Here is a 26,753-nt window from a genome sequence, read left to right on the forward strand (position 1 = left end):
CCCCCTGCAAGGGTAGGACGTTGCCACGCGATTATTCCGGCATAGCTCAGTTGGTAGAGCACCTGACTGTTAATCAGGTTGTCGACGGTTCGAGCCCGCCTGCCGGAGCTATGTCCGAGTGCTAACAACAATTGTCGTTAGCACTTTTAATTTATCGTCATTTTGCCGGCTTAGCTCAGCTGGTAGAGCATCGGTATCGTAAACCGAGGGTCACAGGTTCAAATCCTGCAGCCGGCATAAATCTTGTTTTATTCATTCTTAATGACGTTTGAATTCCGACATAGAAATACGAGTGAATAAAAATAATAATGGATTAAATGATCCATATACATAATGAAGGCATCAGAGATTATTTAATCTCTGATGCCTTTTTAATTAGCCTTAATTTTTAGAATAACTTGAATTGTATGTTACTTTTTATGACATACTATATTGACGCTTATACCAATAACGAATAGAATGGTCTCATATCAGGGAGATATGCATATGAGTGAGAAAGTATTAAGGAAATCCTTGGCGGTTCTCCCAATGGGAACCGTGATGAAGCTTACTTCCTTATCATCCAGACAAATAAGATATTACGATGATCAGGGCCTTGTTCATTCTAAACGAACCTCAGGGAACCGACGCTTATATTCATTAGAAAACGTCGATCAAATTCTTGAAATTCACAACTATTTAGTTGAGGGAATGACAATTGCTCAGGTTAAGCGAGTTTTTGAAAAACAACGTCGTCGAAAAGCTTTACATGATAGTAATCAATCACTTAGTGATGAAGATGTGCGTGAGTATTTAAAGGACGATATTTTAAAGGCTGGACGCTTGTATGATGATTCTGATTTAAAGCAACAAGGCAAGTATTTAAAATAAGGGAGATTACTTATGGTACATGATTATACAAAAGACGACATTCGCCAGATGGTAAAAGATGAAGATGTACGATTTATCAGATTAATGTTCACTGATTTAATGGGTAGCATCAAAAATGTTGAAGTTCCCGTTAACCAATTGGACAAGGTATTGGATGGGAAGATTATGTTTGATGGTTCTTCAATTGACGGATTCGTTCGCATTGAGGAAAGTGATATGTATCTTATCCCAGATCTCTCAACATGGATGGTATTTCCATGGGGTGATGAACACGGCAAAGTTGCTCGTCTAACATGTAGTGTTCATACTTCAGATGGCGAAGTATTCGCTGGTGATCCAAGAAACAACTTGATTCGTGTTCTTGGTGAAATGAAAGAAATGGGCTTTTCCAACTTTAACATTGGTCCAGAGCCTGAATTCTTCCTATTCAAGATGGATGATAAGGGTAACCCTACTACTGAATTAAATGATCATGGAAGTTACTTTGACCTTGCACCAATGGATCTGGCAGCCAACATTCGTCGTGATATGGTTTTAGAACTTGAAAACATGGGCTTTCGGGTTGAAGCTTCTCATCATGAAGTTGCATCTGGCCAACATGAAATTGACTTCCAGTATGATAATGCGGTTGTAACTGCTGACCACATCCAAACCTTTAAGTTAGTTGTGAAAACCGTTGCTAGAAAATACGGCTTATATGCAACCTTTATGCCAAAACCCTTAAATGGTATTAACGGATCAGGAATGCACATTAACATGTCATTATTTGATAAAGATGGCGATAACGTCTTTTACGATAAAGATGGTGACCTTCAGTTGTCACAAACGGCATATTACTTCTTAGGTGGACTTTTAAAGCACGCTAAGGCATTAACAGCCGTATGTAACCCAATCGTTAACTCATACAAGCGTCTAGTTCCTGGATTTGAAGCTCCTGTCTACGTGGCATGGTCTGCATCCAACCGTTCACCATTAGTTCGAGTTCCAGCCAGCCGTGGCTTAAGTACTAGACTTGAACTTAGAAGTGTTGATCCTTCAGCTAACCCATACTTAGCAATTGCTTCAATTCTTGAAGCTGGATTAGATGGAATCAAGAATAAAATTGAACCAGGTGAACCAATTGACCGTAACATTTACCACATGGATGGTCAGGAACGTAAGTTAGACCACATTGAAAACTTACCTTCTACTCTTCATAACGCACTAAAAGCCTATGAAGCCGATCCACTCATGAAGAAGGCCATGGGTCCTCACATGTACCAAAACTATTTGGACGCTAAAAACATGGAATGGAATGCTTACAGACAAAACGTTTCTCAATGGGAACGAGACAGATACTTGGATATGCTATAAAAAAACATCAACTTTTTGTTGATGTTTAAAGGGAAATTTATTTTTTAAGCAGTTTAATAATTTCTGCAAGATATTGATCAGTAAGGCTCGGTTCTTGAGCCTTCTTTTCTTGTTTTTTGTTAGATAATTTATTAATGAATTTAATTAATAAAAACACTATAAAAGCAATCAATAAGAAATTAATTACCGAATTTAGAAACAACCCATACTTTATCTTCGCCTTACCAACGGTAATTGCCAGAGATGAAAGATCGATTTTTCCTAAGAATAGGCCAATAAACGGATTAAAAATATTATTAACCAATGACGTTACGATGGAAGTAAAGGCAGACCCAACGATAATTCCAATGGCCATGTCGATAACATTTCCACGTGATATAAATTCTTTAAATTCCTTAAACAACATATCTACTTCCTTTTCCTTGATAATCACTATTCTAACAAATTTTTTGTCGAAATATGATTGTAAATGAAAATCAAGAATGGTATTATTTCTGATAATTGTTAAAAGATTGACAGGAGGAGATTTTATGGACGGACAAGGCGAGAAAAGTCTCGACCATGCGTTCTTTGGACAGCCAAAGGGGCTGCAAACACTGTTCTTCACTGAAATGTGGGAACGATTTAGTTACTATGGGATGCGTGCAATTCTTCTGTACTACATGTATTTCTCAGTTGCAAAGGGTGGATTAGGATTCTCTCCAACCACCGCAGCTTCAGTTATGGCGATTTACGGTTCACTGGTATTTCTAACCTCAGTTTTAGGTGGTTATCTAAGTGACCGGGTCTGGGGTAGTCGAAAGACCGTTCTATACGGTGGAATTTTAATCATGTTTGGTCACGTGGTCTTGTCGTTACCATTTGGCGCCGGAGCATTATTTATTTCGATCGTATTAATCACCGTTGGTACTGGGCTTTTAAAACCAAATGTTTCTGAAATGGTTGGTGCTCTGTATGGTGAAAATGATCCAAGGCGAGATACCGGATTTACGATTTTTGTTTTTGGAATTAACTTAGGATCATTTATAGCTCCAATCCTAGTCGGAACCGTTGGAATGGACTTTAACTTCCACGCTGGGTTCTCACTGGCTGCGATTGGAATGTTCTTTGCTTTAATTTACTACTACTTCAGTGGTAAAAAGACTTTGAGTATCGATGGCTTGTATCCAAGTGATCCCTTAGAACCAGACGATTTAAATCGGTTAGTTCTTGAAATCATTGGTGGCTTAGCTGTCTTTGCTGCTATCATCGCAGGAATGTGGTACTTCAAGGTTTTGAGCATTGATAACTTTGTTTTGTTATTAAGTATCATTGCAATCTTAACTCCCATTATTTACTTTGTTGTTATTTTGCGGAGTAAGAAGGTTACGAAGACCGAGCATTCACGGGTCTTAGCTTACATCCCATTATTTATCGCTGCGGCGGTATTCTGGGCAATTGAAGAACAAGGATCAGTTGTTTTAGCTTTATTTGCTGAAAATCAGACTAATAATAACTTAGGATTTCTTCATATTAATGCAACGTGGTATCAGTCATTAAACCCATTATTTATTATGATTTATACACCACTCTTTGCATTCTTGTGGACCTATCTTGCAAAGAGAAAAGATGAACCAAGTTCACCAGCTAAGTTTACTTGGGGAATGTTTTTCGCCGGACTGTCATACTTATTCATGATCATTCCAATCTTCTTGTTTGGATCATCTGCTAAGGTTAGTCCACTTTGGTTAATTGGTAGTTGGGCCATTGTTGAAATTGCTGAAATGTTGATTTCTCCAATTGGTTTATCAGTTACCACTAAACTTGCTCCTAAGGCATTTGAGTCACAGATGATGAGTATGTGGTTCTTAGCTGATGCTGCTGGTCAGGCCGTTAACTCACAAATTGTTAAGTTCTATACTCCTGGACATGAAATTGCATACTTCGGGATTGTTGGACTGGTTGCCATCGCATTTGGGGTTGTCTTACTATTGATGATCAAACCAGTTAAGAAGTTAATGGATGGAGTCAATTAAAATCACGATAATGAAAGGCGCTGTAAAGTTAGCGTCTTTTATTTTTTGCAAAAAAGGTGTTGACGAAACCATCATTTCCGTGTAATATAATAAACGTTGATTCGTTGCTACGAATTACTCATTTATTATGGAGGGGTAGCGAAGTCTGGCTAAACGCGGCGGACTGTAAATCCGCTCCTTCGGGTTCGGTGGTTCGAATCCACTCCCCTCCATTAATTCTTGGGCTATAGCCAAGTGGTAAGGCAACAGGTTTTGATCCTGTGATGCGCTGGTTCGAACCCAGCTAGCCCAATACTAATTATTGGTGTAAAATCGACTAACAGATGTTAGTCGATTTTTTTATACCAAGGTAGGAGTAATTATGACAGTACCTGTTTATATTAAGATTCACGATGATATCAAGAACAAGATTGAGAATGGGAGCTGGAAAGTAGGGACCGGAATTCCTTCTGAAAGGAAATTGTCCGAACAGTATGGGGTTAGTCGGATGACATTTAGACAGGCTGTGCAAGCGCTTGTTGAGGATGGTATTTTAAAACGTGTGGCCGGATCAGGAACATATGTTACCAATCAAAAGGTGCAAGAGAAGATGTCAGGAGTCACGAGCTTTACTAACATCATGCTGGCACAAGGCAAACAACCCTCCACTAAAACGCTATCGTATAAGATTGTGGAACCAACCTTTAAGGAAGCTTCCGTCCTGGGACTTAGTCAGGATGATCGAGTGCTGCGCATGAATCGGATTCGCTATGGTGATGAGGTACCAATTTGTTACGAGGTGGCGGCGGTTAATGCTTCCATGGTCGAAGGATTAAGTGAAGAAGATGTCTCAAGTTCTCTGTATCGTTCTTTAGAGGATAAGAAGGGCCTTCGTCCAAGAAGTGCGAAACAGTTTATCTCGGCCATTTTAGCTACTGATCGGATTGCAGAGTTACTTGACATTGATGCAAAGGCCCCAATCCTAAAATTAAAGCAGATTTCCTATCTCCAAAATCAGCAACCATTTGAATTTGTTCAAACTCAGTATGCGGCCGAACGATTTGAGTTTTATTTAAATAAATAAAAAACGGACCCGCAAGTGGATCCGCTCTGGATGAGATTATTTCTCATCCTTTTTTTGTTTTCTAACTAATTTTAAGAATTCTGGAATTGCTAGCATCCGTTTGAAACGGGTGGGCTGCTTGATTAGGCGATACAACCACTCAATGTGATGATCAATCCAAAATTGTGGCGCTCTTTGGGTGTGACCAGCGAGCACGTCGAAACTACCACCAACGCCAATCCATAAGCCGTTGTTTTTGTTTCTGTACTTCTCAATGAACTCCTCTTGGAAGGGGAATCCAGTGGCCACAAAGATCATGTCAACATCATGACTTTCGATGGTGCTAACAATGGGAGTTTCATTTTTGAAATAACCATCCTGCATTCCAACAATGTTTAAATTGGGGTAGTTAACCGCTAGAATTTTGCGGAGGTCAAACACCACCTCTGGTTTAGCGCCCAGAAAGTACGCTGATTTGTTGTTCTGATTACCCCATTCTAATAAGCGGCAAAAAATATCATAACCGGTAATTCTTTCGGGAATGGGATCATTCAACATTTGGGCTCCTTTAATAATTCCAATTCCATCTGGAGCGACATAAGTGGCTGATTTCAGAATTTTTTGGTATTGAGGATGATGATCCGCATACACCACAATTTCTGGATTAGCCGTTACCACAAACGTGTTTTTGTGATCATTAATACGAGCTTCAATTGTCCTCATAAAATCATTGAAAGTCGTGTTAACAAAGGGAATTGAGACGATGTCGGTGGTCTTAAATTTAGGGGTCATTTGATATCCTTCCTTAGGTTGAATTTGTGATACAATGTGACTTAAGTAACAGTGTCTTAGCTTCTAGCTAAAGGAGATTTAAAAATGTCAACATTAAGAGATCCTGATAATTTAACTTTACACACTGATGATTATGAAATCAATATGATGGCAACTTACTTTGAGAAACACATGCAAAATCGCCATGCGGTTTTTGAAGTGTTTTTCAGAGACATGCCATTTGGAAATGGTTACGCCGTGTTTGCTGGATTAAAGCATATCATTGAGTACATTAATCACATTCACTTTACCGAAGACGATATTAATTATCTAAAATCAGTTGGAGATTATTCCGATGAATTTTTGGATTACTTACGGAACTTTAAATTTACCGGAACCGTTCGTTCGGCGGTTGAAGGTGACCTGGTTTATAACAATGAACCAATCGTCCAAGTTGAGGGAACGATTGCGGAGTGCCAGTTGGTTGAAACTGCCATTTTAAACATGGTGAACTACCAGACACTAATTGCAACTAAGGCTGCCCGGATTCGTATGATAGCGGGTGATGATCCGCTAATGGAATTCGGTAGTCGAAGAGCTCAAGAAGTTTCTGCCGCACTGTGGGGAACGCGAGCTGCTTACATTGGTGGTTTTAATGCCACTTCTAACGTGTTAGCTGGTAAAGAATTCGGCATTCCGGTTAGTGGAACAATGGCGCACTCGTTGATCGAATCGTTTGGAAATGACTACGATGCCTTCATGGCATATGCTCAGACGCATAAGAACTGCACCTTTTTGTTAGATACCTTTGATACCATCAAAAGTGGAGTTCCTAATGCCATTAAGGTTGCTAAAAAGATGGGTAATAAAATTAACTTTGAGGGAGTTCGAATTGACTCCGGTGATATGGCTTATCTATCCAAACGAGTTAGAGAAATGCTGGATGACGCTGGTTTTAAAGACGTCAAGATCGTCGCTTCCAATGATTTAGATGAGTATACCATTAGCAGTTTGAAGATGCAGAATGCTAAAATTGATTCATGGGGAGTTGGAACCAAGTTAATTACGGCCTTTGATCAACCCGCACTGGGAGCAGTTTACAAACTGGTTTCAGTTGAGGATGAACAGGGTCACATGGTTGATACCATCAAGCTTTCTAACAATGCTGAAAAGGTTTCAACTCCTGGAAAGAAGCAGGTTTGGAGAATCACTGAAAAAGATGATGGGAAGTCCGAGGGTGATTACATCACCCTTGCTGGGGAAGATCCACAAGAACAGTCGTCATTGTTCATGTTTCATCCCCATTTCACTTACATCAATAAGACCATTAAAAACTTTAATGCTAAGCCACTCCTTAAAGATATTTTTAAAGATGGAAAACAGGTTTATTCTTTGCCATCATTAGAAGATACCAAGCAACATGCCACGGACTCACTCGGAGCTTTGTGGCCTGAATACAAGCGTCAACTTAATCCACAAGATTATCCGGTTGACCTTTCTAAGAAAGCTTGGGATCACAAGATGAATTTGATTAATCAGATTCATAATGGGGTTGAACAAAAATTAGAGTAGGTGAGTACGATGGATGAAAAGCAAAAACAACTTCAAAAACAAATTATTGATGATTTAAAGGTGCATCCAAAGATTGATCCAGAAACCGAGATTCGTCGTAGCGTTGATTTTATCAAGAATTACGTTCAAAAGAATTCCTTTATTAAGTCGGTTGTGCTAGGAATTTCTGGTGGGCAAGATTCGACTTTAACCGGAAAATTAGCCGCCATGGCCATGAACGAGTTAAGGGAGGAAACGGAAGATACGGAGTACCAATTCATTGCCGTTCGACTTCCTTATGGTGAACAGGCTGATGAATCCGATGCGATGGAAGCCATTGATTTCATGGATGCTGATCGTGTGGAACGTGTCAACATCAAGGCATCGGTTGACTCGATGGTGAAAGCGGTGGAAGCCAATGGTGATTCTATTTCAGACTTTAATAAGGGTAACATTAAGGCTCGAACTAGGATGATTGCTCAGTTTACGATTGCTGGTGCCAATCAAGGAATTGTCCTTGGAACTGATCATGCTGCCGAGGCGGTTACTGGATTTTATACCAAATTTGGGGATGGAGCTTCAGATATTGTTCCTATTTGGCGTTTAGACAAGCGTCAAGGACGCGCTTTGTTGGAATATCTTGGTGCTCCTAAACACCTTTACGAGAAGACCCCAACGGCTGATCTCGAGGACGACCGTCCGTCACTTCCAGATGAGAAGGCACTAGGGGTCAGTTATAAAAATATTGATGACTTCTTGGAGGGGAAAGATATTAGTTCAGACGCAGCTCAAGTCATTGAAAACTGGTATTTGAAAACCCAACATAAGCGTCACCTTCCAATTAATGTTTATGACACATTTTGGAAATAAGTAAATGTAAGTGTACTAAACTCCGTTAATTATTTAATGGAGTTTTTCTTTGAAGGAAGATGATTAAGAGATGGATAAAACGTTAGTTGACAAAACTGCCGGGGCCTTACCCCACATTTCAAAACGACAGATTGAAGTCACCCTAAAACTGTTAGATGATGGAAATACCGTTCCCTTTATCGCCCGTTATCGAAAAGAACGAACCGGAAACTTAGATGAAGTTCAGATTAGGGAACTCGAAGATACCTACAAACGATTAGAGAAACTCAGTCATCGAAAAACCGAAGTCATTAAAAAGATTGATGAAGAGGGACAATTAACCTCACAGCTAAAGAATGAAATTTTAAACGCAGAAAGCATGCAAATGGTTGAAGATCTCTACCTTCCATACAAACAGAAGCGTAAGACCAAGGCTACGGTTGCTAAAGAACATGGGTTAGAGCCACTTGCAGCTGCCATTTTACATTTTCGTAATCAACCCTTAGCCCAGTTGGCGCAAAAATTTGTAAATAATGAGCAGAACGTTGATTCAACTGATGATGCTTTAGACGGAGCCCATGAAATTATCGCTGATGCAATTGGTAATAACGCTAAGCTTAGAGAGTGGATTCGAAATTATACCCTCAAGAATGCCATTTTAGTGACTAAGGTTAAAACCAAGGGAAAGAAAAATGATGATGGTGGCGTTTATAGTGACTACTATGACTTTAGTGAACGAGCAAAAGCAGTTCCGAGTTATCGAATTCTGGCCATTAACCGTGGTGAAAAAGCCAAGGTTTTAAACGTGAAACTGGATGTTGATGTGAATGCCATCATTCATTACATCGATTTCCATGTGGTTGGTAATCATAAGGGGCCAGCTGTGGAGTTCGTAAAAGAAGCTGGAAAAGATGCTTACAAGCGGTTTATTGGTCCTGCCATTGAACGTGAAATTCGTTCCAACATGACTGATACGGCCGAAAAACATGCCATTGAAGTGTTTGGTAGAAACCTGTATCACTTATTGATGCAGGCGCCCATCAAGGGGAAAGTAGTACTAGGATTTGATCCAGCTTATCGAACGGGATGTAAACTTGCTGTGATTGACGCTAGTGGTAAATTTTTAACCAAGAAAATTATTAAAGCAACCAAACCAGCCACTGCTTCCGAGCAGGCCCATGCAAAGCAACAACTCATTGATTTAATTAAACATTATCACGTTGAAATGATTGCGATTGGAAACGGAACGGCTTCCCGTGAGTCAGAACAGTTTGTGGCGGATGCCATTAAGAAGATTAATTATCCGGTTCATTACGTAATTGTTAATGAAGCAGGAGCGTCCGTTTACTCCGCTAGTAACAATGCCAGAAAAGAATTTCCAGATTTACACGTTGAGGAACGGTCTGCAATTAGCATCGGACGTCGTTTACAGGATCCACTTGCGGAACTAATCAAGATTGATCCTAAGGCGGTTGGGGTTGGTCAGTATCAACACGATGTTTCTGAAAGTAATCTCGATGATCAGTTGGACCGAGTGATTGAGACGGCGGTTAATCAAGTTGGGGTGAACTTGAATACCGCGAGCCCGGACCTTTTAGAACATGTTTCGGGTCTTTCAAAGGCAATTGCCCAAAATATTGTGACGTATCGGGATGAAAATGGTATGTTTTCGAATCGTAATCAGCTCAAAAAGGTTAAGCGACTTGGACCAAAAGCTTTTGAGCAGTCGGTTGGCTTTTTGCGCATTATCAACGGTAAAAATTCACTGGATAACACTGATATTCATCCAGAAAGTTATCCAGAAGCTAAGCAAATTTTAAGTGAATTGGGATTAACCCATGATGATTTTAGTTCTGAAGATGGCAAGAAACAGCTCGAAAAAGCTGATCCAGTACAATTGTCCCGATCATTATCAATTGATCAACAACTTGTGACCGATATTCTGACTAGTCTTAAGAATCCAGGACGGGATCAACGGGATAACATGCCTAAGCCCCTCTTGAAATCAGACGTCATGAAGATTGATAATTTAAGACCCGGAATGAAATTACAGGGAACGGTGCGAAACGTAACCGATTTTGGAGCATTTGTTGACATTGGAGTAAAGCAGGACGGTCTGGTTCATATTTCTAAAATGAGTCACAAGTTTATCTCGGATCCGGCGAAGGTCGTTTCCGTTGGTGATATTGTTGATGTTTGGGTCTTAGACGTTGACCTTGATCGAAAACGGATCCAACTTTCAATGGTGGGACCAGAATAGGAGCGGGGCCAGTTGCAAGATGATGAATTACAGAAGTTAGTTGAACGAATTTCGTTAGAGTCGTTTGGAAAACCGTTTAAGCATCGGGCTTATTTTAATGGTCGCCTGAAAACAACGGGTGGTCGTTATCACTTAAAAGATCATAATATTGATATTAATCGAAAAATGGCAGACGTGATTTCAAAGGATGAACTGATTGGAATCATTAAGCATGAGCTGGTTCATTATCATTTACACCTAGCTGGTTACTCGGCTAATCATCGTTCTAAAGAATTTAAGCAGTTACTTAAAGCTGTCGGTGGGAGTAGATATGCCCCTAATTTAAAAGCAAAATCGACAATTTATTATCTTTACCAGTGTACGAATTGTGGTCAGATCTATCGACGTAAGCGACGGGTAAATATTTCCCGCTTTGTATGTAGTAAATGTCGTGGTAAGCTAAAATTAGTTAAAAAGGAGTGAAATATCATGGAAAAAATTATTGTTAGAGTTCCTGCAACCTCAGGAAACGTTGGAAACGGATATAGTTCAATCGGACTGGCTCTTCACATGTATTACACGGTTATTGTTGAAGAAGAGACGGAAAAATGGCGGGTTAACCACGCTTTTGGTGATTCAGTCCCTCACGACGACAAGAACTTAGTGGTTCAAACTATTTTGAAGGTTAATCCTAAGATTATGCCCCACCAACTAACGGTAATGTCAGATGTTCCGCTTGAAAAAGGACTAGGTTCGAGCACTACGGCAATTGCAGCGGGAATTAAGATTGCCAACAAACTTGAAAATATGAACTTATCTGTTAATGATCAGATTAACATTGGTAGTCGGATGGAAGGTCATCCGGATAACATCGCTTCGGCAATTTTAGGTGACATTACCATCTCTCATTATGAAGATGGTAAGACAGACGTGGTAAAAGCTCACATGCCTGACGAAATGCAAGCCTTGGTCTTTATCAGAAACGAGAAAATTACCCAAAAGAAGGGGATGGAACGTTTTCCTAAGGAAATTAAATTTGCCCAAGAGGTCCAAACCAGTAGTGCTTCGAATGTGTTTGTTGCTGCTTTGATGCAAAAAGATTGGGATAAGGCTGCTCATATGGTTGAAGCTGATAGTCTGATTCGAACCGGTCAGGGAAATGACTTTAAAGACTTTAAGGTTATTCAACAAACCGCTCATGAATTAGGAATCTATGGAACCTACATTAGTGGAGTGGGTTCCTCAATCATTACGTTAGGTGACTATGATCACTTAACGACCTTACAAAGCAAGATTGAAAATAACGATCAGTTGGACGGAAAATGTCGGTTAATTGACCTTGATCGTGATGGTGCTACCATTCGTGGTGAAGATTAATTCAAAAATTCATTGCGCTTCGTCGTTAAATTTGCTATGATGTTTATTGTAGCAATGCGGCCATGGCGGAATTGGCAGACGCGCAAGATTAAGGATCTTGTCGGGATTTATCCCGGTGGAAGTTCGAGTCTTCTTGGCCGCATAATTGAATGATGATTCAAATAACACCTAATCTTTCTTAAGATTAGGTGTTATTTTTTGGCTTTTAGGTTCCTTTGATTGACTTTCAGCGCGCTATGATTAACTTAAAGAAGTGGGTATATTAATTAATTATCAAGGGATGGTGTGATTATGACAGATAAATTAACAACTGAAGCTGGCCAACCATGGGCCAACAATGAACATTCACAAACTGCTGGGGTTCGTGGCCCAGTTTTAATGCAAGACTATCAACTGCTGGAAAAGTTAGCTCACTTTAATCGTGAGCGAATTCCAGAACGAGTTGTCCACGCTAAGGGTGCTGGTGCCAAGGGTGTTTTTAAACTAACTCATGATATGAGCAAGTACACTAAGGCTGACATCTTTAACGGAAAGGGGAAGGAAACCCCGATGACAATCAGAATTTCTCAGGTTGCAGGAGAAGCTGGTTATCCTGATACAGTGCGGGATGTTCGTGGATTTGCGTTGAAGTTTTACACCAAAGAGGGCAATTATGACATTGTCGGAAACAATACTCCGGTATTCTTTGTAAATGATCCCCTTAAGTTTCCTGATTTTATTCATTCTCAAAAACGTGATCCTAAGACTCACTTGCGTTCTCAAGAAATGCAGTGGGACTTCTGGTCTCATTCACCGGAATCAGTTCATCAGGTAACCTATTTGATGGGTGATCGTGGCAATCCGGCTAGTTACCGAACCATGAATGGTTATGGTAGTCACACCTATAAGTGGGTTAATAAAGAAGGAACTCCATTTTGGGTTAAGTATCACTTTATTAGTCAACAAGGTGTTAAAAACATGACGAATGAGCAGGCCTCTAAAGCAGCTACTAAGGATACGGATTACCTTATTCATGACCTGTACGATGCGATTGAACAAAAGAACTATCCAACATGGAAGGTTTACGTCCAAATTCTTCCATATCAAGCTGGAATTGACTATCAGCCTGACATTTTTGATGTCACTAAAGTTGTTTCTCATAAAGATTACCCATTGCAAGAAGTTGGTGAATTTACCCTTAATCAAAATCCAACTAACTATTTTGACGACGTTGAGGAATTAGCTTTCTCACCAGCTAACCTAGTTCCTGGAATCGAAGCTAGTCCAGATAAACTGTTACAGGGACGTTTGTTTGCCTACAAGGATGCTGAGCGATACCGTTTAGGAGCTAATTATGAACAGCTTAAGGTCAACCGTCCTGTTGATGGTGTTCATAACTATGAACGAGATGGCTTAATGGCACAAGGACAAGACGGATCGGTTAACTATGAGCCAAATAGTAAGGGCGGTCCAGTTGAAGATCTCAGTGCTTCAATCAGTCCTGATAAGGTCGAGGGTGAAACTGGTGCCTTTAAACCTTACGATACCGATTATTATAGTGAGGCTGGAAAGCTTTACCATGTTATGAAGCCTGAAGAACAAGATCGTTTGATTCAGACCATCAAGGGCGCTTTAGGTTCCGTTAATAACCATGAGATTAAGGTTCTGGAGACTAGACAGTTTTATAAGGCTGATCCTGAATATGGAACTCGGGTTGCTAAAGCATTAGGCCTTGATTTAAATGAAATTAGATAAAAAATTAAATTAAAATAAAAAGCACTTCACGTTACGTGAAGTGCTTTTTAGTATGCTGGTATGGTTGAAGTGGAACCAGAGTTACCACTTGAGTCTTGATTATTAGCTTGGTCCCCGCCATTTCCATTATTAGGGGAGTTAGTTTGTTGCTGCTTGGAAGTTAATCCCTTAGCAGGATCAAGATTCAAAGTTGTCCGAATATGATTAGAAACGTTCATTAACTCATCGGGTTGAGCTACTTGGTAACTAATTCCATTAATCATTGCTTCATTTCCCTGTAATGTTTCCGACTTAATGTGATGAGTAGCGGGACCATACTTGGCTCTTATCGCAATCATGTCATCAAATGACAGATCAGTCTTGAGATTTCCGTTTAGTGATTCAAGAATTTGCTGGTACCTAGGAATGGAAGAAATTCCCATTCCCTTCATCACCAGCTTTTCCAGAATTTGACGTTGTCGTTGTTGACGACCGTAATCACCCTTTGGATCATCGTCACGCATTCTGGAATAGTCAAGGGCTTGGTCTCCATCTAGGTGGGTCATTTTGCCTTTAACTACGTTTGCATTGCCGTATTTGAATGTGAGTGGTGGTTTAACGTCCACTCCACCGACCGAATTCACCATCTGTTTTAATCCGCCCATGTTAACAATGGCAAAATAGTCAATGGGAACGTTAAGAAGATCCTGGACGGTAGAAATGGCAGTTTTAGGACCGCCAATGGTATAAGCTGCGTTAATTTTTTCGTATGGTTGGGAATCGCCGTTAACAACCACCTTAGTATCACGAGGGATGCTGGTTAGGTAAGTAGTTTCTTTTTGTGGATTAACGGTGGCAACGATAATTGTGTCAGTACGACCGACGTCGTGTCTTCCTAGTGCCCCTGTATCAGTTCCCATCAATAGGATGGAAAAGGGCTTTCTTTTTTTGAGGATCCCAGATACGTTTCGTGATTTTCCAATGCCATCATCTTGAAACGTTCCGCCAAACGAATGACGTGCTTGCGTATAAGCTCGAAATCCGAACGCTAGTCCAATGAGGACAATTAGTAAGACGATGGCCATAAAGGTCCATGCGATTGGATGGTGTGGTTCTTCATCGTAATCAACGGCGGGTTCGGATTGTGGCTCCGCAAAGTGTGGATTACCTGACCGACGATTACGTGATTGATAATTGTCATTATTGTTATCGTTATTTGACATGTGTAGCCCCCACTTATTATTAATACTGGTTCAAATTATATAGCAGTTTTGAAGACAAACGCTAGTTATTTCTTAACTTTTTAGTATATTTTAATATAACCATATTGTCCCATTATAGTAGTCTTTAATAGCACAAAATCATATGGTACAATAAATTAAGTTAAATTTATAGGAATAGGATGGTCTAATGGGGATCTTTTTTAAAAGTATTTCAGGAATACTAATCGTGTTAATCATGATTATACTTGGTTTTGTTTTGGCAAAACGGCACTGGTTCAACGATGATTCCACGAACTTAATTGTAAAATTGGTGATTGATGTTGCCTTACCGTGTTACATGATTTATACCATTGGTCATGATTTTACGGCTGATACTCTACTTTCAACCTTGCCAGATTTGCGGTTTCCCGTGGTAAGTATGTTGATCATGTTCGGCATTTCTGTGGCAATTGCACGAGTTATTCGCATTAAAAAGTATCACCGCGGCTTGTTTGAATCGATGTTTTTAAATTCTAATACGGTCTTTGTTGGTTTGCCGGTTAATATGGCGTTGTTTGGAGCACAAAGTCTCCCATACGTTCTGGTGTACTACATGGCCAACACGACGTTTTTCTGGACCATTGGAGTTTACCTGATTCAAATGGACGGGGATGCCAATTCCAAGTTTGATTGGAAAAAGACAATCGGGAAGATCCTTTCGCCGCCACTTCTAGGATTCATTATTGGGGTCATATTGGTCCTTCTTAGGATCAAACTCCCTAGTTTCTTAATGAGTGATTTTCAATACGTTGGGAACTTGACAATTCCACTTTCCATGATGTTCACTGGAATTTCAATGGCAAATGTCAATCTTGCCAAGTTCGATTTGAGTGCTTCCAATTGGGGGATCTTACTAGGAAGGTTTATCATTTCGCCATCCCTCATGGCGCTCTTGGTAATTCCAACTGGAATGCCAATTTTAATGAAACAGGTCTTTATCATGCAAGCGGCCATGCCAGTTATGACAAATGCTCCAATTGTTGCCAGAAAGTATGGTGCGGACGCCGATTACGCTTCATTGATGGTTACTGAGACGACCATCATCAGTTTGATTGTTTTACCCATTTTAATGGTGATCGTACAACAGATCCATTAAGACGAGTCAATTGAAAAATAGACAAGTAAAGAATGGGAGTAGTAGTGTAAAGTGAAAAAATCAGTGATATATGTTTTAATTTCAACGTTAATGTTTAGTTCGATGGAGATTGCCTTAAAGGTTGCTGGCAGTGAGTTTAATCCAATTTAGTTAAATTTACTGCGATTCTTCATTGGTGGGGCAGTATTGTTGCCATTTGCCTTTTATGAGTTACATAAAAGACGGCGGAAGCTTAATCTAGATGACTGGAAAGCCTTTGCGTTTACCGGATTTGCATGTGTGGTTATCAGCATGACTTTGTATCAGTTAGCCATTGTTTATGATAAACCAGCCATTGTGGCCGTTTTGTTTAGTTGTAATCCAGTGTTTGCAGTTATTTTTGCCTACTTCATTTTGCACGAACGAATTGGCCGAGCAAATTTAATTTCGCTTATTATTTCCGTTATTGGGTTAATTGTGATTGTCAATCCGTTTAATCTGACTAATCCAGTTGGAATTATTTTATCCCTTCTGTCGGCGGTTACCTTTGGCTTCTATAGTATTTTGTCACAATCCTGTTCGGTTAAAAGGAATTTAGATGGGATAACCATTACCTGTTTTACATTTATTGCTGGTTCTTTTGAACTTTTTGTTCTATCATTGATTACCAACATTCCTGCTGTTGCTAGCGGAATGAAAACGGTGGGATGGCTAAACCAGTTCGCTGCCATTCCCATTTTGAAAGATGTTAACTTACAAAACTTTTGGATTTTGTTTTTTATTGGAGTTTGTGTGACTGGTGGTGGATTTGCCTTCTACTTCTTGGCCATGCAGGAGTCCGGGGTTTCTATTGCTTCCCTAGTATTCTTCATAAAACCTGGTTTGGCACCAATCTTAGCCATGATTTTTGTTGGTGAGAAGATCAGCCAACCGTAGTCGGGATCGTGATCATTTTGATTGGTTCCGTGGTTACCTTTATCGGAGAACGCTACAAGGAGACCGATGCCACCATGTTAAATGACAAGACGATTGAGGAAAGTAAGTAATCTTAGTTTATTGAGGCGATTGGATGAGTAAATTAGTAATTATGAGACACGGCGAAAGTGTCGCAAATCACACTAATACCTTTACTGGATGGAGTGATGTCCCACTAACTAAAAAGGGTGCTGAAGAGGCAATTAAAGCTGGCAAACGGTTAAAAGAAACCGGGATTCAATTCAGTGACGTCCATACTTCCGTTTTAAAACGTGCTATTGTTACCGCGGAGATTGTCCTAGATGTGATTGATCAGGATTTTATTCCTGAACACAAGAGTTGGCGCTTAAACGAGCGGCATTATGGTGCATTAAGGGGCCAAAATAAAGAAGAAGTTAGAAAACGGGTAGGAGATACCCAGTTTATGAAGTGGCGAAGGAGTTTTTATGCGGTCCCACCGAAATTAGACAAAGTCCCGCCGGTGCGAAAGTATCGACGACTGGGAGTGGTTGAACCGCCAGCAGAAAGTCTTAAAATGGCTTATGATCGTATGATTCCATATTGGCAGGATGAGATTGCTCCTCGACTTCTCGATGGCAAAAATCAATTGGTAGTAGCTCACGGAAGTACTCTACGAGCGTTAATTAAATACTTAGAAAACATTAGTGATAAGGGAATTGATGGAGTCGAAGTTAAAAATGGTCGTCCTATCATCTATACCTTTGATCCTGATTTAGACATTTTGGATAAAACGTATCTGAAGTAAAATAAAAAGGACGAAAACTTTTACTTAAGTTTTCGTCCTTTTTATTGGCTAAGATTGTTAAGACTTGGCGTAATTATTCTTGTAATTTCTCGAATCTAACGGGCTTCGATTGTTTCGGGACCGTCAGCATGTTCAACAATAATGGTATTAACGATGTTTAGGAACAAACCATGTTCCACAATTCCGGTCATACTATCGAGTTTTTCACCTAGTTGAACTGGGGTGGTGATCTCTGGTAGTCCAAGATCGATGATGTAATCACCGGAATCAGTCGTTAACTTTCCTCCATGACCACTTTGACGGAACTTTGGATGAAGTCCCATTCGATTAAGGCGGCGATAAAGTTGACCACTACCGTATGGAATTACTTCAAGTGGAAGTGGATAGTTGAGCTTTTTAACCATCTTACTTTCATCAACAATCCACATATTACGATCAGAGTTAATGGCCACGATTTTTTCCATCAAGTGCGCTGCACCGCCACCCTTAATTCCTTGGAAGTTCTTATCGATCTGATCAGCCCCATCAATGGTGAGGTCAATGTGATCGACTTTGTCGACGTCCTTGGTGGTAATCCCAAGACTTTCAGCATAACGCTTAGTCTTGTTAGAAGTTGGTACCCCAATAATGTCTAAGCCTTCGTTCTTAATGCGTTCGCTTAGAGCATCTACCATGTACTTGATGGTGGTTCCCGATCCAAGACCTAAGACCATTCCATCCTTAACGTGTTTAACAGCTTCTTTTCCAACGTGTTTCTTTAACTCTCGCTGATCTGCTGAATTCATTTGATTGTTCCCCTTCAAATTAAGTCGTTACTTTCAGTAACTTGACTACTAATATTAATTTTCACTGGTCTTCATGATTTTGTCAAGCAATGTCAAATTTTAGAAAAGACTGGTAAAATAATAATAGGAATTTTTGATAAATGAAGAGGTAATCGATTATGCTAAGAGGCTTTGAAATTGTTTCAAAATATCAGAACGAAAATTTAACGTTACCAAAACGAGCAACGGAAAAAGCAGCTGGCTATGACTTTGCCAGTGCTTGTGACATGACCATCCCATCAATCTGGAAAACCGGTTTGGTGCATGCGTTTGCCATTATCAAGGCACAAAAGAATTTAGATCAGCAAGCTATCATGGATTCAGAAAAGGCCTTAAAACCGTTTCTGGTTCCAACCGGAATCAAGGCTTACATGCAACCAAACGAAGTGTTGATTATCGCAAATCGTTCGAGTAATCCACTTAAACGAAACTTAGTGATTCCTAATGGGATTGGTGTCATTGATGCTGATTATTATAATAATGAAAGTGATGAGGGGGAGATTTTTGTCCAGATTTTAAATTTCGGCATCGTTGATCGCAAGATCAAGAAGGGTGACCGAATTGGACAAGGAATCTTCATGCCTTATTTATTGGCGGACAAAGATGAAGGACCAAAATTAACTCGAAATGGGGGATTTGGCTCTTCTGGCAAATAGTTAGGAAATGATTTAATGGCTAAAACAAAAACACAATACGTTTGTTCCAACTGTGGATACATTTCACCACGTTATATGGGACGTTGTCCCAACTGTGGCGAGTGGAACACGATGGTGGAGCAGACCGTTCAGAAGACCGATCCGAAAAAAGCTAATGTTAGTCGGGTTTCCCTTAGTGGCAACAAATCACGACCGCAGTTAATCGGACAGGTTAACGCAGAAAGTGCTCCTAGGGTCCAAGTAGACTCAAATGAATTAAATCGTGTCCTAGGTGGTGGAATCGTACCCGGGTCACTGGTATTAATTGGTGGTGATCCAGGAATTGGTAAGTCGACCTTACTCTTGCAAGTTTCTGGTCAGTTGGCTGAATCAGGGCAAAGGGTCCTCTATGTTTCGGGGGAAGAAAGTGCCGATCAGATTAAAATGAGGGCTGATCGACTGAATGTTTCCGAAAATGGTAATTTATACATTTATCCTGAGACTGACATGGCTTCAATCAGAAAAGCCATTGAAGAAGTAAAACCCGATACGGTCATTATTGATTCAGTTCAGACCATGCAGGAGGATGAAATTCCCTCTGCCATTGGATCTGTGACCCAAGTTCGTGGAGTTACCTCTGACTTAATGAATATTGCTAAAACGAATGGAATTACTATTTTCTTAGTGGGTCATGTTACCAAAGGTGGAACGCTTGCAGGCCCTAAGACACTTGAACACATGGTGGATACCGTCCTTTATTTTGAAGGAGACAAACATCACTCTTATCGACTATTACGGGCCGTTAAGAATCGATTTGGTTCTACTAACGAGCTAGGAATCTTTCAGATGGACGAAGACGGTCTCAAAGAGGTTAAAAATCCATCCGAAATTTTTCTGGAAGAACGCTTAAAGAATGCCACCGGCTCTGCCATTGTGGTAGCAATGGAGGGAACTCGTCCGATTCTAGTGGAATTACAGGCTCTGATTGTTCCATCGGTTTTTGGGAACGCACAAAGGACCGCTTCTGGTCTTGATCGGAACCGGGTCTCGTTGATTATGGCGGTTTTAGAAAAACGAGCTGGATTAATGTTGCAAAATCAGGACGCCTATTTAAAGGCTGCTGGTGGAGTGAAGTTAAACGAACCAGCAATTGACCTGGCAATGGCAATCAGTATTGCTTCCAGTTACGAAAACGTGGGAACCGATCCGAAAGAATGCTACATTGGTGAACTTGGCTTGACTGGTGAAATTCGACGGGTTAATCGAATTGAACAACGCGTCATTGAGGCCCAAAAGTTAGGCTTTAAGCGAGTACTTGTTCCCAAATATAACTTAAAGGGATGGACGCCACCAAAGAACATTCAAGTGGTGGGCGTCTCGACCATTGGTGAAGCATTGAAGACGGCACTAAAAAAGTAAAATATTTTCTTTTCAATTGGTCTAGTTCATAATGGATGGGATCATTGATTTGGGTCATTATGAGTATGTTAGTATTGAATAATAATTAGGAGGTTGGACATGCTAAAAGTTTATAATTCACTTACAAATGAAAAAGAAAAATTCGAGCCGATTACACCCGGTGTGGTTAATATGTATGTCTGTGGTCCAACTGTTTATAACTACATTCATATCGGTAACGCTAGAAGCGTGGTAGCGTTTGATACTATTCGTCGGTATCTAGAATATTGTGGCTACCAAGTGAACTATGTGTCCAATTTTACTGACGTTGACGATAAAATGATTAATGAAGCAAAAAAAGAGGGAACGACGGTTCCTAAGTTAGCTGATAAGTACATCAATGCTTACATGGAAGATACCAAGGCTCTAAACGTAAAGCCCGCAACCGTTAACCCACGGGCAACGGATAATATTAGGGACATCATTGCCTTTGTGGTTGATTTAATTGATAAGGGATATGCTTATAATGTTAACGGAACGGTCTACTATCGTGCCCGAAAGTTTAAATCATATGGCCTGTTAGGTCATGAGAACATTGATGATCTTGAGAGTGGTGCAAGTGAACACGTTTCAAGTGAAGAATTGGCCCAGAAGGAGGATCCAATTGATTTTGCCCTCTGGAAAAAAGCAAAACCGGATGAGATTTCATGGGATTCACCGTGGGGAAAAGGACGCCCGGGTTGGCACATTGAATGTTCAGTGATGTCAACCAAATATTTGGGTAATACTTTTGATATCCACGGAGGTGGAATTGATTTAGAATTTCCTCACCATGAAAATGAACGGGCTCAAAGTGAAGCCAAGACTGATCAAAAATTTGTTAATTACTGGCTTCATAATGGCTTCGTTACCGTCGGCGACGACGATGAAAAGATGAGTAAGTCAAAGGGAAACTTTGTGACGGTTCACGATCTCTTGAAAAAGGATAACCCACAGGCACTTCGGTTTCTAATCTCAACCACCCAGTACCGGCGTCCAATTCGATTTAGCCAGCAAGGAGTTGACGAAGCAGCTACTAATCTGCAAAAAATCCAAACCGCCTTTGACAATTTAAATTACCGATTAAAGGATGCTGAGGCTTACAATGATCCAAAATTAGATCAGGAAATTCGGCAAATCCAAGCTGATTTTCAGGATGCCATGAATGATGATTTTAACGTTCAAAATGGAATTGCGAAGGTTTACGAGCTAGCTAAACTTGGCAATGTCTACGCAGAACGTCCCGTTGTTTTTAAAGAATCAATCAAATTGTTGATGAAGCGACTGGAACAGTTATCTTCCATTTTTGGAATTAAACTCCAAAGTAGCGAATTAAATGATGATAAAGTTAAAGAATTAATTCAAGAAAGAAATAACGCTCGGGAGAACAAGCAGTTTGCCCGAAGCGATGAAATTCGTGATGAATTAAAAAATAAGGGAATTATACTAGAAGATACACCGCAAGGAACACGGTTCAGAAGGGAAAATTAATTTAGATGAGTGAAGCGGACGACAATATTCAATATCGACAGTTAAATGGAATTGTATTGGCTTATTTGGGGGATGCAGTTTACGAGGTATATATCAGACGTCATCTAATTGATGAGGGAGTTGCTAGACCAAACCAACTACAAAGGTTTGCCACCAAGTACGTATCCGCTAAAGCTCAAGCTGGACTAATTGATCTCATGAAGCAGGATGGAATTCTAAGTGATGAAGAGGCTTACTTCTTTAAACGTGGGCGTAACGCTAAGAGCTATACTCATGCTAAGAATACGAGTGTTGTTACTTATCGGATCTCAACTGGTTTTGAAGCCCTTTTTGGTTTCTTATCACTTAGTGGTCAGGACAAGCGTCTTGATGAATTGGCCAAGTGGTGCATTGATCAAGTAGACGCTGGGAGAGTGGAATATGAGAGATAATGAATACTTTATAATTGGAAGACATCCGGCAGTTGCTGCCTTGCGAAGTAAGGATCAAGAGATTAATAAGGTGTTTTTGCAAAGTGGAATTAGTCAGGATGATGACACGGTTAAAAACATTATTCGTTTGGCAAAGGGACGTCATCTAGTCATTTCGAAAGTCCCTAAACAGAAACTAGACCTAATGTCAGACAATCAGAATCATCAGGGAGTGATGCTCGCAATTGCTTCTTTTAAATATGCTTCAATTGATGATTTGTTTGAGAATGCCCAATCCAAGGGCGAAAAGCCGTATTTCGTTATTTTGGATAATATTGCTGATCCACATAACTTAGGCTCGATCATTAGAACTGCGGATGCTGCTGGAGTTCATGGCATTATTATTCCTAAACGTCGTGCGGTAGGGTTGACTTCAACGGTGGCAAAAACATCAGCGGGGGCCATCGAGCGGGTTCCAGTTGCACGAGTCACTAACTTGGTTAATACCGTTAAAGAACTTAAAGATCGTGGCGTATGGATTTTTGGAACGGATATGAAGGGAACCGATTATCGGCGCTGGGATGCACGTGGAGCTTCCGCATTAATCATTGGTAGTGAAGGTAAGGGAATCGCTCCTCTTCTTAAGAAACAGGTCGATGAGACCCTCACAATTCCAATGGTAGGCGACATTCAAAGTCTTAATGCTTCGGTAGCAGCGGGTCTTGTGATGTATCAGGGATTTAACTCCCGTCATCCGTTATAATTAAATAATTTAGTTTGGGAATGATACTTTTGGATCATTCTCTTTTTGTTACCTTAATATCGGATTTTCGATATTAAAAATTGGTTAGTGGATAATTTTTCGTATCAAACATTTGTTCGCTTGTTTTGATTAAATCTACTTGGGTACGATATTAATTGTTAATTAATTGATTGAGGGGAGATCCAACTTGTGAACAAAGAAAATGGACGTGCTAAAGAGTTGAAACTAATTGAAGATGCTAAGTGGAATGATGCTGACTTTATTAAATTATTTGAAAAATATGCACCAATTTATTTAAAACTGTGGAATGATTTTTACGTTTCGGATATGGAATTATCAGATTGGAAACAAGAAGCGGCCATTGTTCTTCACCGGACAATTATTCGATATGATGCAAGTCGAAATGTGACCCTTGGCAGCTATTACAAAACGAATTTAAAAAATCGATTATATGATATTTTACGAAGAAAACGGGCACAAAAGCGACTTCCTGATTCCAAAAAAGCATCTTTTAGTGCTTACAGCCAGTTTTATTCGGATACAATTGCTGATGTTCATGCTGCTAATCCAGAGCGAGTGCTCTCAATCTATGAAAATTTACAGATTCTAATGAAAAAATCTTCCGTAGTGGAAAGGCTAGTGGTTATTAAATCGCTTGAAAACCTTACTTTTGAAAAAATGGCTAACCTTTCTGATGAAAATATGATGAGATTGAAGAATGCGATGGCACGTTGCCGACGCAAGTATCATGAGATTAATCGAATTGACTAATGTCCCTATTGATGATAGTATTAACTAGATATTAAGGAGGTGCAGCTTATGGCACAGAAAAAAGTGGCACTAGCCTGTTCTGTATGTGGTTCAAGAAACTACACCATTGCTAGCAATCCTAATCGCGTTAAACGATTGGAAGTAAATAAATTTTGTAAGCATTGTGGAAAATACACGTTGCACCGTGAAACTCGCTAAGAGGGGAATTTACATGAAACGATTTTGGAACTTTTTAAAAAGTGTTGTTGCAGAAATGAAAGTGGTTGTTTGGCCGAACGCTAAACAAACGAGAACTGATACTTCAATCGTTGTTTGGACCACCATCTTTTTTGCAATTTTCCTTGGTGTAATTGACTGGGCTATTCAAGCAGCCTTGAAGTTGTTGGCCTAAACTAGATTAGTATGTTAATTTCTGTTATAGTTACTTTAGTGATAAGAACTTCGTTTACGCGGAGTTTTTTTATTTTGTTTTAAGTTAAAGGAGATAATCATTGTGGTAGAGACTGCTGAGAAGCAATGGTATGTATTGCATACATACTCTGGCTATGAAAACAAAGTTAAGATGAATCTTGAATCTAGAAAAGAATCTATGGGAATGGAAGATTATATTTTTGACATTGTGGTCCCAGAAACTGAGGAACATGAAGTTAAAAATGGCAAAGAAAAAGTTGTAATGAACAAAACTTTCCCAGGGTACGTCTTGGTTCAAATGGTAATGACTGATAGAGCTTGGTATGTTGTTCGAAATACCCCCGGTGTTACTGGATTCATTGGTTCTCATGGGCAAGGTTCTAAACCTAATCCCTTATTACCTGAAGAGGTTGATAACGTAATGTCGACCATTGGGGTGAAAAAGCATGTTAAGCCATTGGATAGCCAAGTTGGTGACACGGTTACCATCGTTGAAGGAGCATTCAAAGGCCTTTCTGGTAAGATTACTGAGATTGATAATACTAAGGGAAAACTCAAAGTTAACATTGATATGTTTGGTAGAGAAACCAGCACTGAACTTGAATTCGATCAAGTTAAACCCTTAGAAGCAGATTCTCAGTAAATTACTCATTGTCACGTTTAAATAAACGTGGTATATTTATCTAGTATGCGTATTGCATAAATTAACGTGGGAGAAGAAATTTTAATCTTCATTTACCACACACGGACTTAAGGAGGTATGTCTCGTGGCTAAAAAAGTAGCTAATGTAGTTAAACTACAAATACCTGCGGGTAAAGCAACACCCGCTCCTCCAGTTGGACCTGCTTTAGGTCAAGCTGGAATTAATATTATGGGTTTCACCAAGGAATTTAACGCACGTACTGCTGATCAAGCAGGAATGCTTATTCCAGTTGTGATTACTGTTTACGAAGATCGTTCATTTGATTTTGTAACCAAGACCCCTCCAGCCGCTGTCCTATTAAAGAAAGCCGCTGGTGTTGAACACGGTTCCGGTGAACCTAATACTAACAAGGTCGCTAAGGTTACCAAAGACCAAGTTAAGCAAATTGCCGAAACTAAAATGCAAGATCTAAACGCAGCTGATGTAGAAGCAGCTATGCGCATGGTTGAAGGTACGGCACGTAGTATGGGATTCACTGTTGAAGGTTAATTTCACTATGCCCGGACAGCACGTTATCGAAAGATAGTGTGCTAGTGGGAGGAAATTCCGTTATAACCACAATTGCAAGGAGGAAGACACAATGGCTCGTAAGAGAGGTAAGAAGTACGAAGATGCTTCTAAGCAAATTGATAAGAGTAAAAAGTACTCTGCTCAAGATGCTGTAGAATTAGTTCAAAAATTAGATGCAGTTAACTTTGATGACACTATCAGAGTTGTCTACAAATTAAACGTTGATACTAAACAAGCTGATCAACAATTACGTGGTGCCGTAGTTTTACCTAATGGTACTGGTAAGGATCAAACTGTTGTAGTATTTGCTAAGGGTGAAAAAGCCCAAGACGCTAAGGATGCCGGTGCTGACTACGTTGGTGACGATGACTTAGCTCAAAAGATTCAAGATGGATGGCTCGACTTCGACGTCGCAATTGCCACTCCTGATATGATGGCTCAAGTTGGTCGTTTAGGTCGTGTATTAGGACCTAAAGGATTAATGCCAAACCCTAAGACTGGAACTGTTACCATGGATGTTTCAAAGGCGGTTTCTGATGCTAAGGCTGGTAAGGTTACTTACAGAACTGACCGTGATGGAAACGTTGCAGTTGCAATCGGTAAAGATTCATTCGATGCAGATAAGTTGGCTGAAAATCTTAACACCATCAATGATGTGATTGTTAAGAATCGTCCAGCATCTGTTCGTGGAACTTACATTAGTAACATTTCTGTTTCATCAACAATGGGACCTGGTGTCGCTGTTGATCCTGAATCATTTTAGTTACTAACTAATTAAATAATCCCTAATTGACTAATATTTATCGTTATGATAGATTATTAGTTGAATGTGATTCGCCTAAGACTCAGGTGGTTTTAACCTTAATTATGCCTGCCGAGGAGTAAAACACTCTTTCTCTATGTTTTGGCGAACATAGGGATTTTTTATTAAGTCCCAAA

27 protein-coding genes, 5 tRNA genes, 1 pseudogene and 1 other annotated feature are annotated in these 26,753 nt (G+C 39.9%); of the genes and pseudogenes, 29 read left to right on the top strand and 4 right to left on the bottom strand.

The annotated features are described in order from the left end of the window. The first annotated feature begins 35 nt into the window (after positions 1–35). The 4 genes from FC73_RS03430 to glnA all read left to right on the top strand — a co-directional run bounded on the left by FC73_RS03430 (position 36) and on the right by glnA (position 2,223). Positions 36–108: transfer RNA gene (locus FC73_RS03430), tRNA-Asn, on the top strand. A gap of 56 nt (positions 109–164) precedes the next feature. Beyond that, a tRNA-Thr gene (locus tag FC73_RS03435) sits at positions 165–237 on the top strand. A gap of 249 nt (positions 238–486) precedes the next feature. Beyond that, entirely contained in the window at positions 487–870 is a 384-nt protein-coding gene (locus FC73_RS03440; protein ID WP_010021739.1) for a MerR family transcriptional regulator, read from the top strand. 12 nt (positions 871–882) lie between these two features. Then, a complete protein-coding gene (gene glnA, locus FC73_RS03445) occupies positions 883–2,223 on the top strand; it encodes a type I glutamate--ammonia ligase (RefSeq protein ID WP_010021741.1) in 1,341 nt (446 codons plus the stop codon). A 37-nt stretch (positions 2,224–2,260) separates the two neighbouring features. On the opposite strand, the gene mscL is transcribed toward glnA, so the two are convergent. Next, positions 2,261–2,626, bottom strand: coding sequence for a large-conductance mechanosensitive channel protein MscL (gene mscL / locus FC73_RS03450; protein WP_029327112.1), 366 nt, complete (start codon positions 2,624–2,626; stop codon positions 2,261–2,263). 127 nt (positions 2,627–2,753) lie between these two features. On the opposite strand from mscL, the gene FC73_RS03455 reads away from it, so the two are divergent. The 4 genes from FC73_RS03455 to FC73_RS03470 all read left to right on the top strand — a co-directional run bounded on the left by FC73_RS03455 (position 2,754) and on the right by FC73_RS03470 (position 5,301). Then, complete coding sequence (locus FC73_RS03455; protein ID WP_010021744.1) at positions 2,754–4,238, top strand: peptide MFS transporter; 1,485 nt, start codon at positions 2,754–2,756, stop codon at positions 4,236–4,238. 129 nt (positions 4,239–4,367) lie between these two features. Beyond that, positions 4,368–4,450 (top strand) — tRNA-Tyr (locus FC73_RS03460). A gap of 8 nt (positions 4,451–4,458) precedes the next feature. Further along, positions 4,459–4,530 (top strand) — tRNA-Gln (locus FC73_RS03465). Positions 4,531–4,599: 69 nt separating this feature from the next. Then, positions 4,600–5,301 (top strand): GntR family transcriptional regulator, encoded by a 702-nt coding sequence (locus FC73_RS03470; RefSeq protein ID WP_010021745.1) that lies wholly within the window; start codon positions 4,600–4,602, stop codon positions 5,299–5,301. A gap of 36 nt (positions 5,302–5,337) precedes the next feature. On the opposite strand, the gene FC73_RS03475 is transcribed toward FC73_RS03470, so the two are convergent. Beyond that, the gene (locus FC73_RS03475) at positions 5,338–6,072 is read right to left on the bottom strand and encodes a WecB/TagA/CpsF family glycosyltransferase (protein WP_010021746.1); all 735 of its coding nucleotides are present in this window, start codon (positions 6,070–6,072) and stop codon (positions 5,338–5,340) included. An 84-nt stretch (positions 6,073–6,156) separates the two neighbouring features. On the opposite strand from FC73_RS03475, the gene FC73_RS03480 reads away from it, so the two are divergent. The 7 genes from FC73_RS03480 (at position 6,157) to FC73_RS03510 (ending at position 13,801) form a co-directional block, all read left to right on the top strand. Next, positions 6,157–7,623, top strand: a complete 1,467-nt coding sequence (locus FC73_RS03480; RefSeq protein WP_010021748.1) for a nicotinate phosphoribosyltransferase — start codon at positions 6,157–6,159, stop codon at positions 7,621–7,623. Between the two features lie 9 nt (positions 7,624–7,632). Continuing rightward, the gene (gene nadE, locus FC73_RS03485) at positions 7,633–8,472 is read left to right on the top strand and encodes an ammonia-dependent NAD(+) synthetase (RefSeq protein ID WP_010021749.1); all 840 of its coding nucleotides are present in this window, start codon (positions 7,633–7,635) and stop codon (positions 8,470–8,472) included. A 70-nt stretch (positions 8,473–8,542) separates the two neighbouring features. Next, entirely contained in the window at positions 8,543–10,711 is a 2,169-nt protein-coding gene (locus tag FC73_RS03490) for a Tex family protein (RefSeq protein ID WP_010021750.1), read from the top strand. A 12-nt stretch (positions 10,712–10,723) separates the two neighbouring features. Continuing rightward, positions 10,724–11,173, top strand: a complete 450-nt coding sequence (locus FC73_RS03495) for a SprT family protein (RefSeq protein WP_010021752.1) — start codon at positions 10,724–10,726, stop codon at positions 11,171–11,173. Between the two features lie 6 nt (positions 11,174–11,179). Further along, positions 11,180–12,067 carry a homoserine kinase gene (gene thrB / locus FC73_RS03500; protein ID WP_010021754.1) on the top strand — a complete coding sequence of 296 codons (888 nt, stop codon included), beginning with the start codon at positions 11,180–11,182 and terminating at the stop codon, positions 12,065–12,067. A gap of 56 nt (positions 12,068–12,123) precedes the next feature. Continuing rightward, a tRNA-Leu gene (locus tag FC73_RS03505) sits at positions 12,124–12,209 on the top strand. Between the two features lie 149 nt (positions 12,210–12,358). Then, positions 12,359–13,801 carry a catalase gene (locus FC73_RS03510; RefSeq protein ID WP_010021755.1) on the top strand — a complete coding sequence of 481 codons (1,443 nt, stop codon included), beginning with the start codon at positions 12,359–12,361 and terminating at the stop codon, positions 13,799–13,801. Positions 13,802–13,848: 47 nt separating this feature from the next. Here FC73_RS03510 and FC73_RS03515 read toward each other — a convergent pair whose 3' ends face one another. After that, positions 13,849–15,003 carry an LCP family glycopolymer transferase gene (locus FC73_RS03515; RefSeq protein ID WP_010021756.1) on the bottom strand — a complete coding sequence of 385 codons (1,155 nt, stop codon included), beginning with the start codon at positions 15,001–15,003 and terminating at the stop codon, positions 13,849–13,851. Between the two features lie 187 nt (positions 15,004–15,190). Between FC73_RS03515 and FC73_RS03520 the strand changes: the two genes are divergently transcribed. The 3 genes and pseudogenes from FC73_RS03520 (at position 15,191) to FC73_RS03530 (ending at position 17,858) form a co-directional block, all read left to right on the top strand. Further along, positions 15,191–16,138 (top strand): AEC family transporter, encoded by a 948-nt coding sequence (locus tag FC73_RS03520; protein WP_010021757.1) that lies wholly within the window; start codon positions 15,191–15,193, stop codon positions 16,136–16,138. 159 nt (positions 16,139–16,297) lie between these two features. Next, a pseudogene (locus FC73_RS03525) lies at positions 16,298–17,163 on the top strand (DMT family transporter). Positions 17,164–17,186: 23 nt separating this feature from the next. Further along, positions 17,187–17,858 (top strand): 2,3-bisphosphoglycerate-dependent phosphoglycerate mutase, encoded by a 672-nt coding sequence (locus FC73_RS03530; RefSeq protein ID WP_010021761.1) that lies wholly within the window; start codon positions 17,187–17,189, stop codon positions 17,856–17,858. Between the two features lie 95 nt (positions 17,859–17,953). Here FC73_RS03530 and rpiA read toward each other — a convergent pair whose 3' ends face one another. Beyond that, positions 17,954–18,643: a ribose-5-phosphate isomerase RpiA gene (gene rpiA, locus FC73_RS03535; protein WP_010021762.1), complete on the bottom strand. Its 690-nt coding sequence runs from the start codon at positions 18,641–18,643 to the stop codon at positions 17,954–17,956. A 158-nt stretch (positions 18,644–18,801) separates the two neighbouring features. On the opposite strand from rpiA, the gene FC73_RS03540 reads away from it, so the two are divergent. The 11 genes from FC73_RS03540 (at position 18,802) to rplA (ending at position 26,577) form a co-directional block, all read left to right on the top strand. Next, positions 18,802–19,338: a dCTP deaminase/dUTPase family protein gene (locus FC73_RS03540; RefSeq protein ID WP_010021764.1), complete on the top strand. Its 537-nt coding sequence runs from the start codon at positions 18,802–18,804 to the stop codon at positions 19,336–19,338. 15 nt (positions 19,339–19,353) lie between these two features. Then, positions 19,354–20,736, top strand: a complete 1,383-nt coding sequence (gene radA, locus FC73_RS03545; protein WP_010021765.1) for a DNA repair protein RadA — start codon at positions 19,354–19,356, stop codon at positions 20,734–20,736. Between the two features lie 99 nt (positions 20,737–20,835). Further along, positions 20,836–22,245: a cysteine--tRNA ligase gene (cysS, locus tag FC73_RS03550; protein WP_056936290.1), complete on the top strand. Its 1,410-nt coding sequence runs from the start codon at positions 20,836–20,838 to the stop codon at positions 22,243–22,245. Between the two features lie 5 nt (positions 22,246–22,250). After that, positions 22,251–22,676, top strand: a complete 426-nt coding sequence (locus FC73_RS03555; RefSeq protein ID WP_010021766.1) for a Mini-ribonuclease 3 — start codon at positions 22,251–22,253, stop codon at positions 22,674–22,676. Further along, positions 22,666–23,418 carry a 23S rRNA (guanosine(2251)-2'-O)-methyltransferase RlmB gene (rlmB, locus tag FC73_RS03560; protein ID WP_010021769.1) on the top strand — a complete coding sequence of 251 codons (753 nt, stop codon included), beginning with the start codon at positions 22,666–22,668 and terminating at the stop codon, positions 23,416–23,418. The genes FC73_RS03555 and rlmB overlap by 11 nt, the downstream gene beginning before the upstream one ends. A gap of 189 nt (positions 23,419–23,607) precedes the next feature. Continuing rightward, positions 23,608–24,189 carry a sigma-70 family RNA polymerase sigma factor gene (locus tag FC73_RS03565; RefSeq protein ID WP_010021770.1) on the top strand — a complete coding sequence of 194 codons (582 nt, stop codon included), beginning with the start codon at positions 23,608–23,610 and terminating at the stop codon, positions 24,187–24,189. 48 nt (positions 24,190–24,237) lie between these two features. Beyond that, positions 24,238–24,387 (top strand): 50S ribosomal protein L33, encoded by a 150-nt coding sequence (rpmG, locus tag FC73_RS03570; RefSeq protein WP_010021771.1) that lies wholly within the window; start codon positions 24,238–24,240, stop codon positions 24,385–24,387. 13 nt (positions 24,388–24,400) lie between these two features. Beyond that, a complete protein-coding gene (gene secE / locus FC73_RS03575; protein ID WP_010021772.1) occupies positions 24,401–24,580 on the top strand; it encodes a preprotein translocase subunit SecE in 180 nt (59 codons plus the stop codon). A 102-nt stretch (positions 24,581–24,682) separates the two neighbouring features. Continuing rightward, complete coding sequence (gene nusG, locus FC73_RS03580; RefSeq protein WP_010021773.1) at positions 24,683–25,243, top strand: transcription termination/antitermination protein NusG; 561 nt, start codon at positions 24,683–24,685, stop codon at positions 25,241–25,243. A gap of 124 nt (positions 25,244–25,367) precedes the next feature. Beyond that, positions 25,368–25,793, top strand: a complete 426-nt coding sequence (gene rplK, locus FC73_RS03585; protein ID WP_010021774.1) for a 50S ribosomal protein L11 — start codon at positions 25,368–25,370, stop codon at positions 25,791–25,793. A gap of 91 nt (positions 25,794–25,884) precedes the next feature. Beyond that, on the top strand, positions 25,885–26,577 hold the full coding sequence (gene rplA / locus FC73_RS03590) for a 50S ribosomal protein L1 (protein WP_010021777.1): 693 nt from the start codon (positions 25,885–25,887) through the stop codon (positions 26,575–26,577). 56 nt (positions 26,578–26,633) lie between these two features. After that, positions 26,634–26,749 (top strand) — a sequence feature (ribosomal protein L10 leader region). Positions 26,750–26,753: the final 4 nt, after the last annotated feature.

This window comes from Fructilactobacillus fructivorans (assembly GCF_001434095.1).
Classification (GTDB): Bacteria; Bacillota; Bacilli; order Lactobacillales; family Lactobacillaceae; genus Fructilactobacillus; species Fructilactobacillus fructivorans.

Excerpts from the sequence above, each read along its gene's own strand:
- FC73_RS03440 (WP_010021739.1), top strand. The coding sequence starts at position 487 with ATGAGTGAGAAAGTATTAAGGAAATCCTTGGCGGTTCTCCCAATGGGA.
- glnA (WP_010021741.1), top strand. The coding sequence starts at position 883 with ATGGTACATGATTATACAAAAGACGACATTCGCCAGATGGTAAAAGAT.
- FC73_RS03455 (WP_010021744.1), top strand. The coding sequence starts at position 2,754 with ATGGACGGACAAGGCGAGAAAAGTCTCGACCATGCGTTCTTTGGACAG.
- FC73_RS03470 (WP_010021745.1), top strand. The coding sequence starts at position 4,600 with ATGACAGTACCTGTTTATATTAAGATTCACGATGATATCAAGAACAAG.
- FC73_RS03475 (WP_010021746.1), bottom strand. The coding sequence starts at position 6,072 with ATGACCCCTAAATTTAAGACCACCGACATCGTCTCAATTCCCTTTGTT.
- FC73_RS03480 (WP_010021748.1), top strand. The coding sequence starts at position 6,157 with ATGTCAACATTAAGAGATCCTGATAATTTAACTTTACACACTGATGAT.
- nadE (WP_010021749.1), top strand. The coding sequence starts at position 7,633 with ATGGATGAAAAGCAAAAACAACTTCAAAAACAAATTATTGATGATTTA.
- FC73_RS03490 (WP_010021750.1), top strand. The coding sequence starts at position 8,543 with ATGGATAAAACGTTAGTTGACAAAACTGCCGGGGCCTTACCCCACATT.
- thrB (WP_010021754.1), top strand. The coding sequence starts at position 11,180 with ATGGAAAAAATTATTGTTAGAGTTCCTGCAACCTCAGGAAACGTTGGA.
- FC73_RS03510 (WP_010021755.1), top strand. The coding sequence starts at position 12,359 with ATGACAGATAAATTAACAACTGAAGCTGGCCAACCATGGGCCAACAAT.
- FC73_RS03515 (WP_010021756.1), bottom strand. The coding sequence starts at position 15,003 with ATGTCAAATAACGATAACAATAATGACAATTATCAATCACGTAATCGT.
- FC73_RS03520 (WP_010021757.1), top strand. The coding sequence starts at position 15,191 with ATGGGGATCTTTTTTAAAAGTATTTCAGGAATACTAATCGTGTTAATC.
- FC73_RS03530 (WP_010021761.1), top strand. The coding sequence starts at position 17,187 with ATGAGTAAATTAGTAATTATGAGACACGGCGAAAGTGTCGCAAATCAC.
- rpiA (WP_010021762.1), bottom strand. The coding sequence starts at position 18,643 with ATGAATTCAGCAGATCAGCGAGAGTTAAAGAAACACGTTGGAAAAGAA.
- FC73_RS03540 (WP_010021764.1), top strand. The coding sequence starts at position 18,802 with ATGCTAAGAGGCTTTGAAATTGTTTCAAAATATCAGAACGAAAATTTA.
- radA (WP_010021765.1), top strand. The coding sequence starts at position 19,354 with ATGGCTAAAACAAAAACACAATACGTTTGTTCCAACTGTGGATACATT.
- cysS (WP_056936290.1), top strand. The coding sequence starts at position 20,836 with ATGCTAAAAGTTTATAATTCACTTACAAATGAAAAAGAAAAATTCGAG.
- FC73_RS03555 (WP_010021766.1), top strand. The coding sequence starts at position 22,251 with ATGAGTGAAGCGGACGACAATATTCAATATCGACAGTTAAATGGAATT.
- rlmB (WP_010021769.1), top strand. The coding sequence starts at position 22,666 with ATGAGAGATAATGAATACTTTATAATTGGAAGACATCCGGCAGTTGCT.
- rpmG (WP_010021771.1), top strand. The coding sequence starts at position 24,238 with ATGGCACAGAAAAAAGTGGCACTAGCCTGTTCTGTATGTGGTTCAAGA.
- secE (WP_010021772.1), top strand. The coding sequence starts at position 24,401 with ATGAAACGATTTTGGAACTTTTTAAAAAGTGTTGTTGCAGAAATGAAA.
- rplA (WP_010021777.1), top strand. The coding sequence starts at position 25,885 with ATGGCTCGTAAGAGAGGTAAGAAGTACGAAGATGCTTCTAAGCAAATT.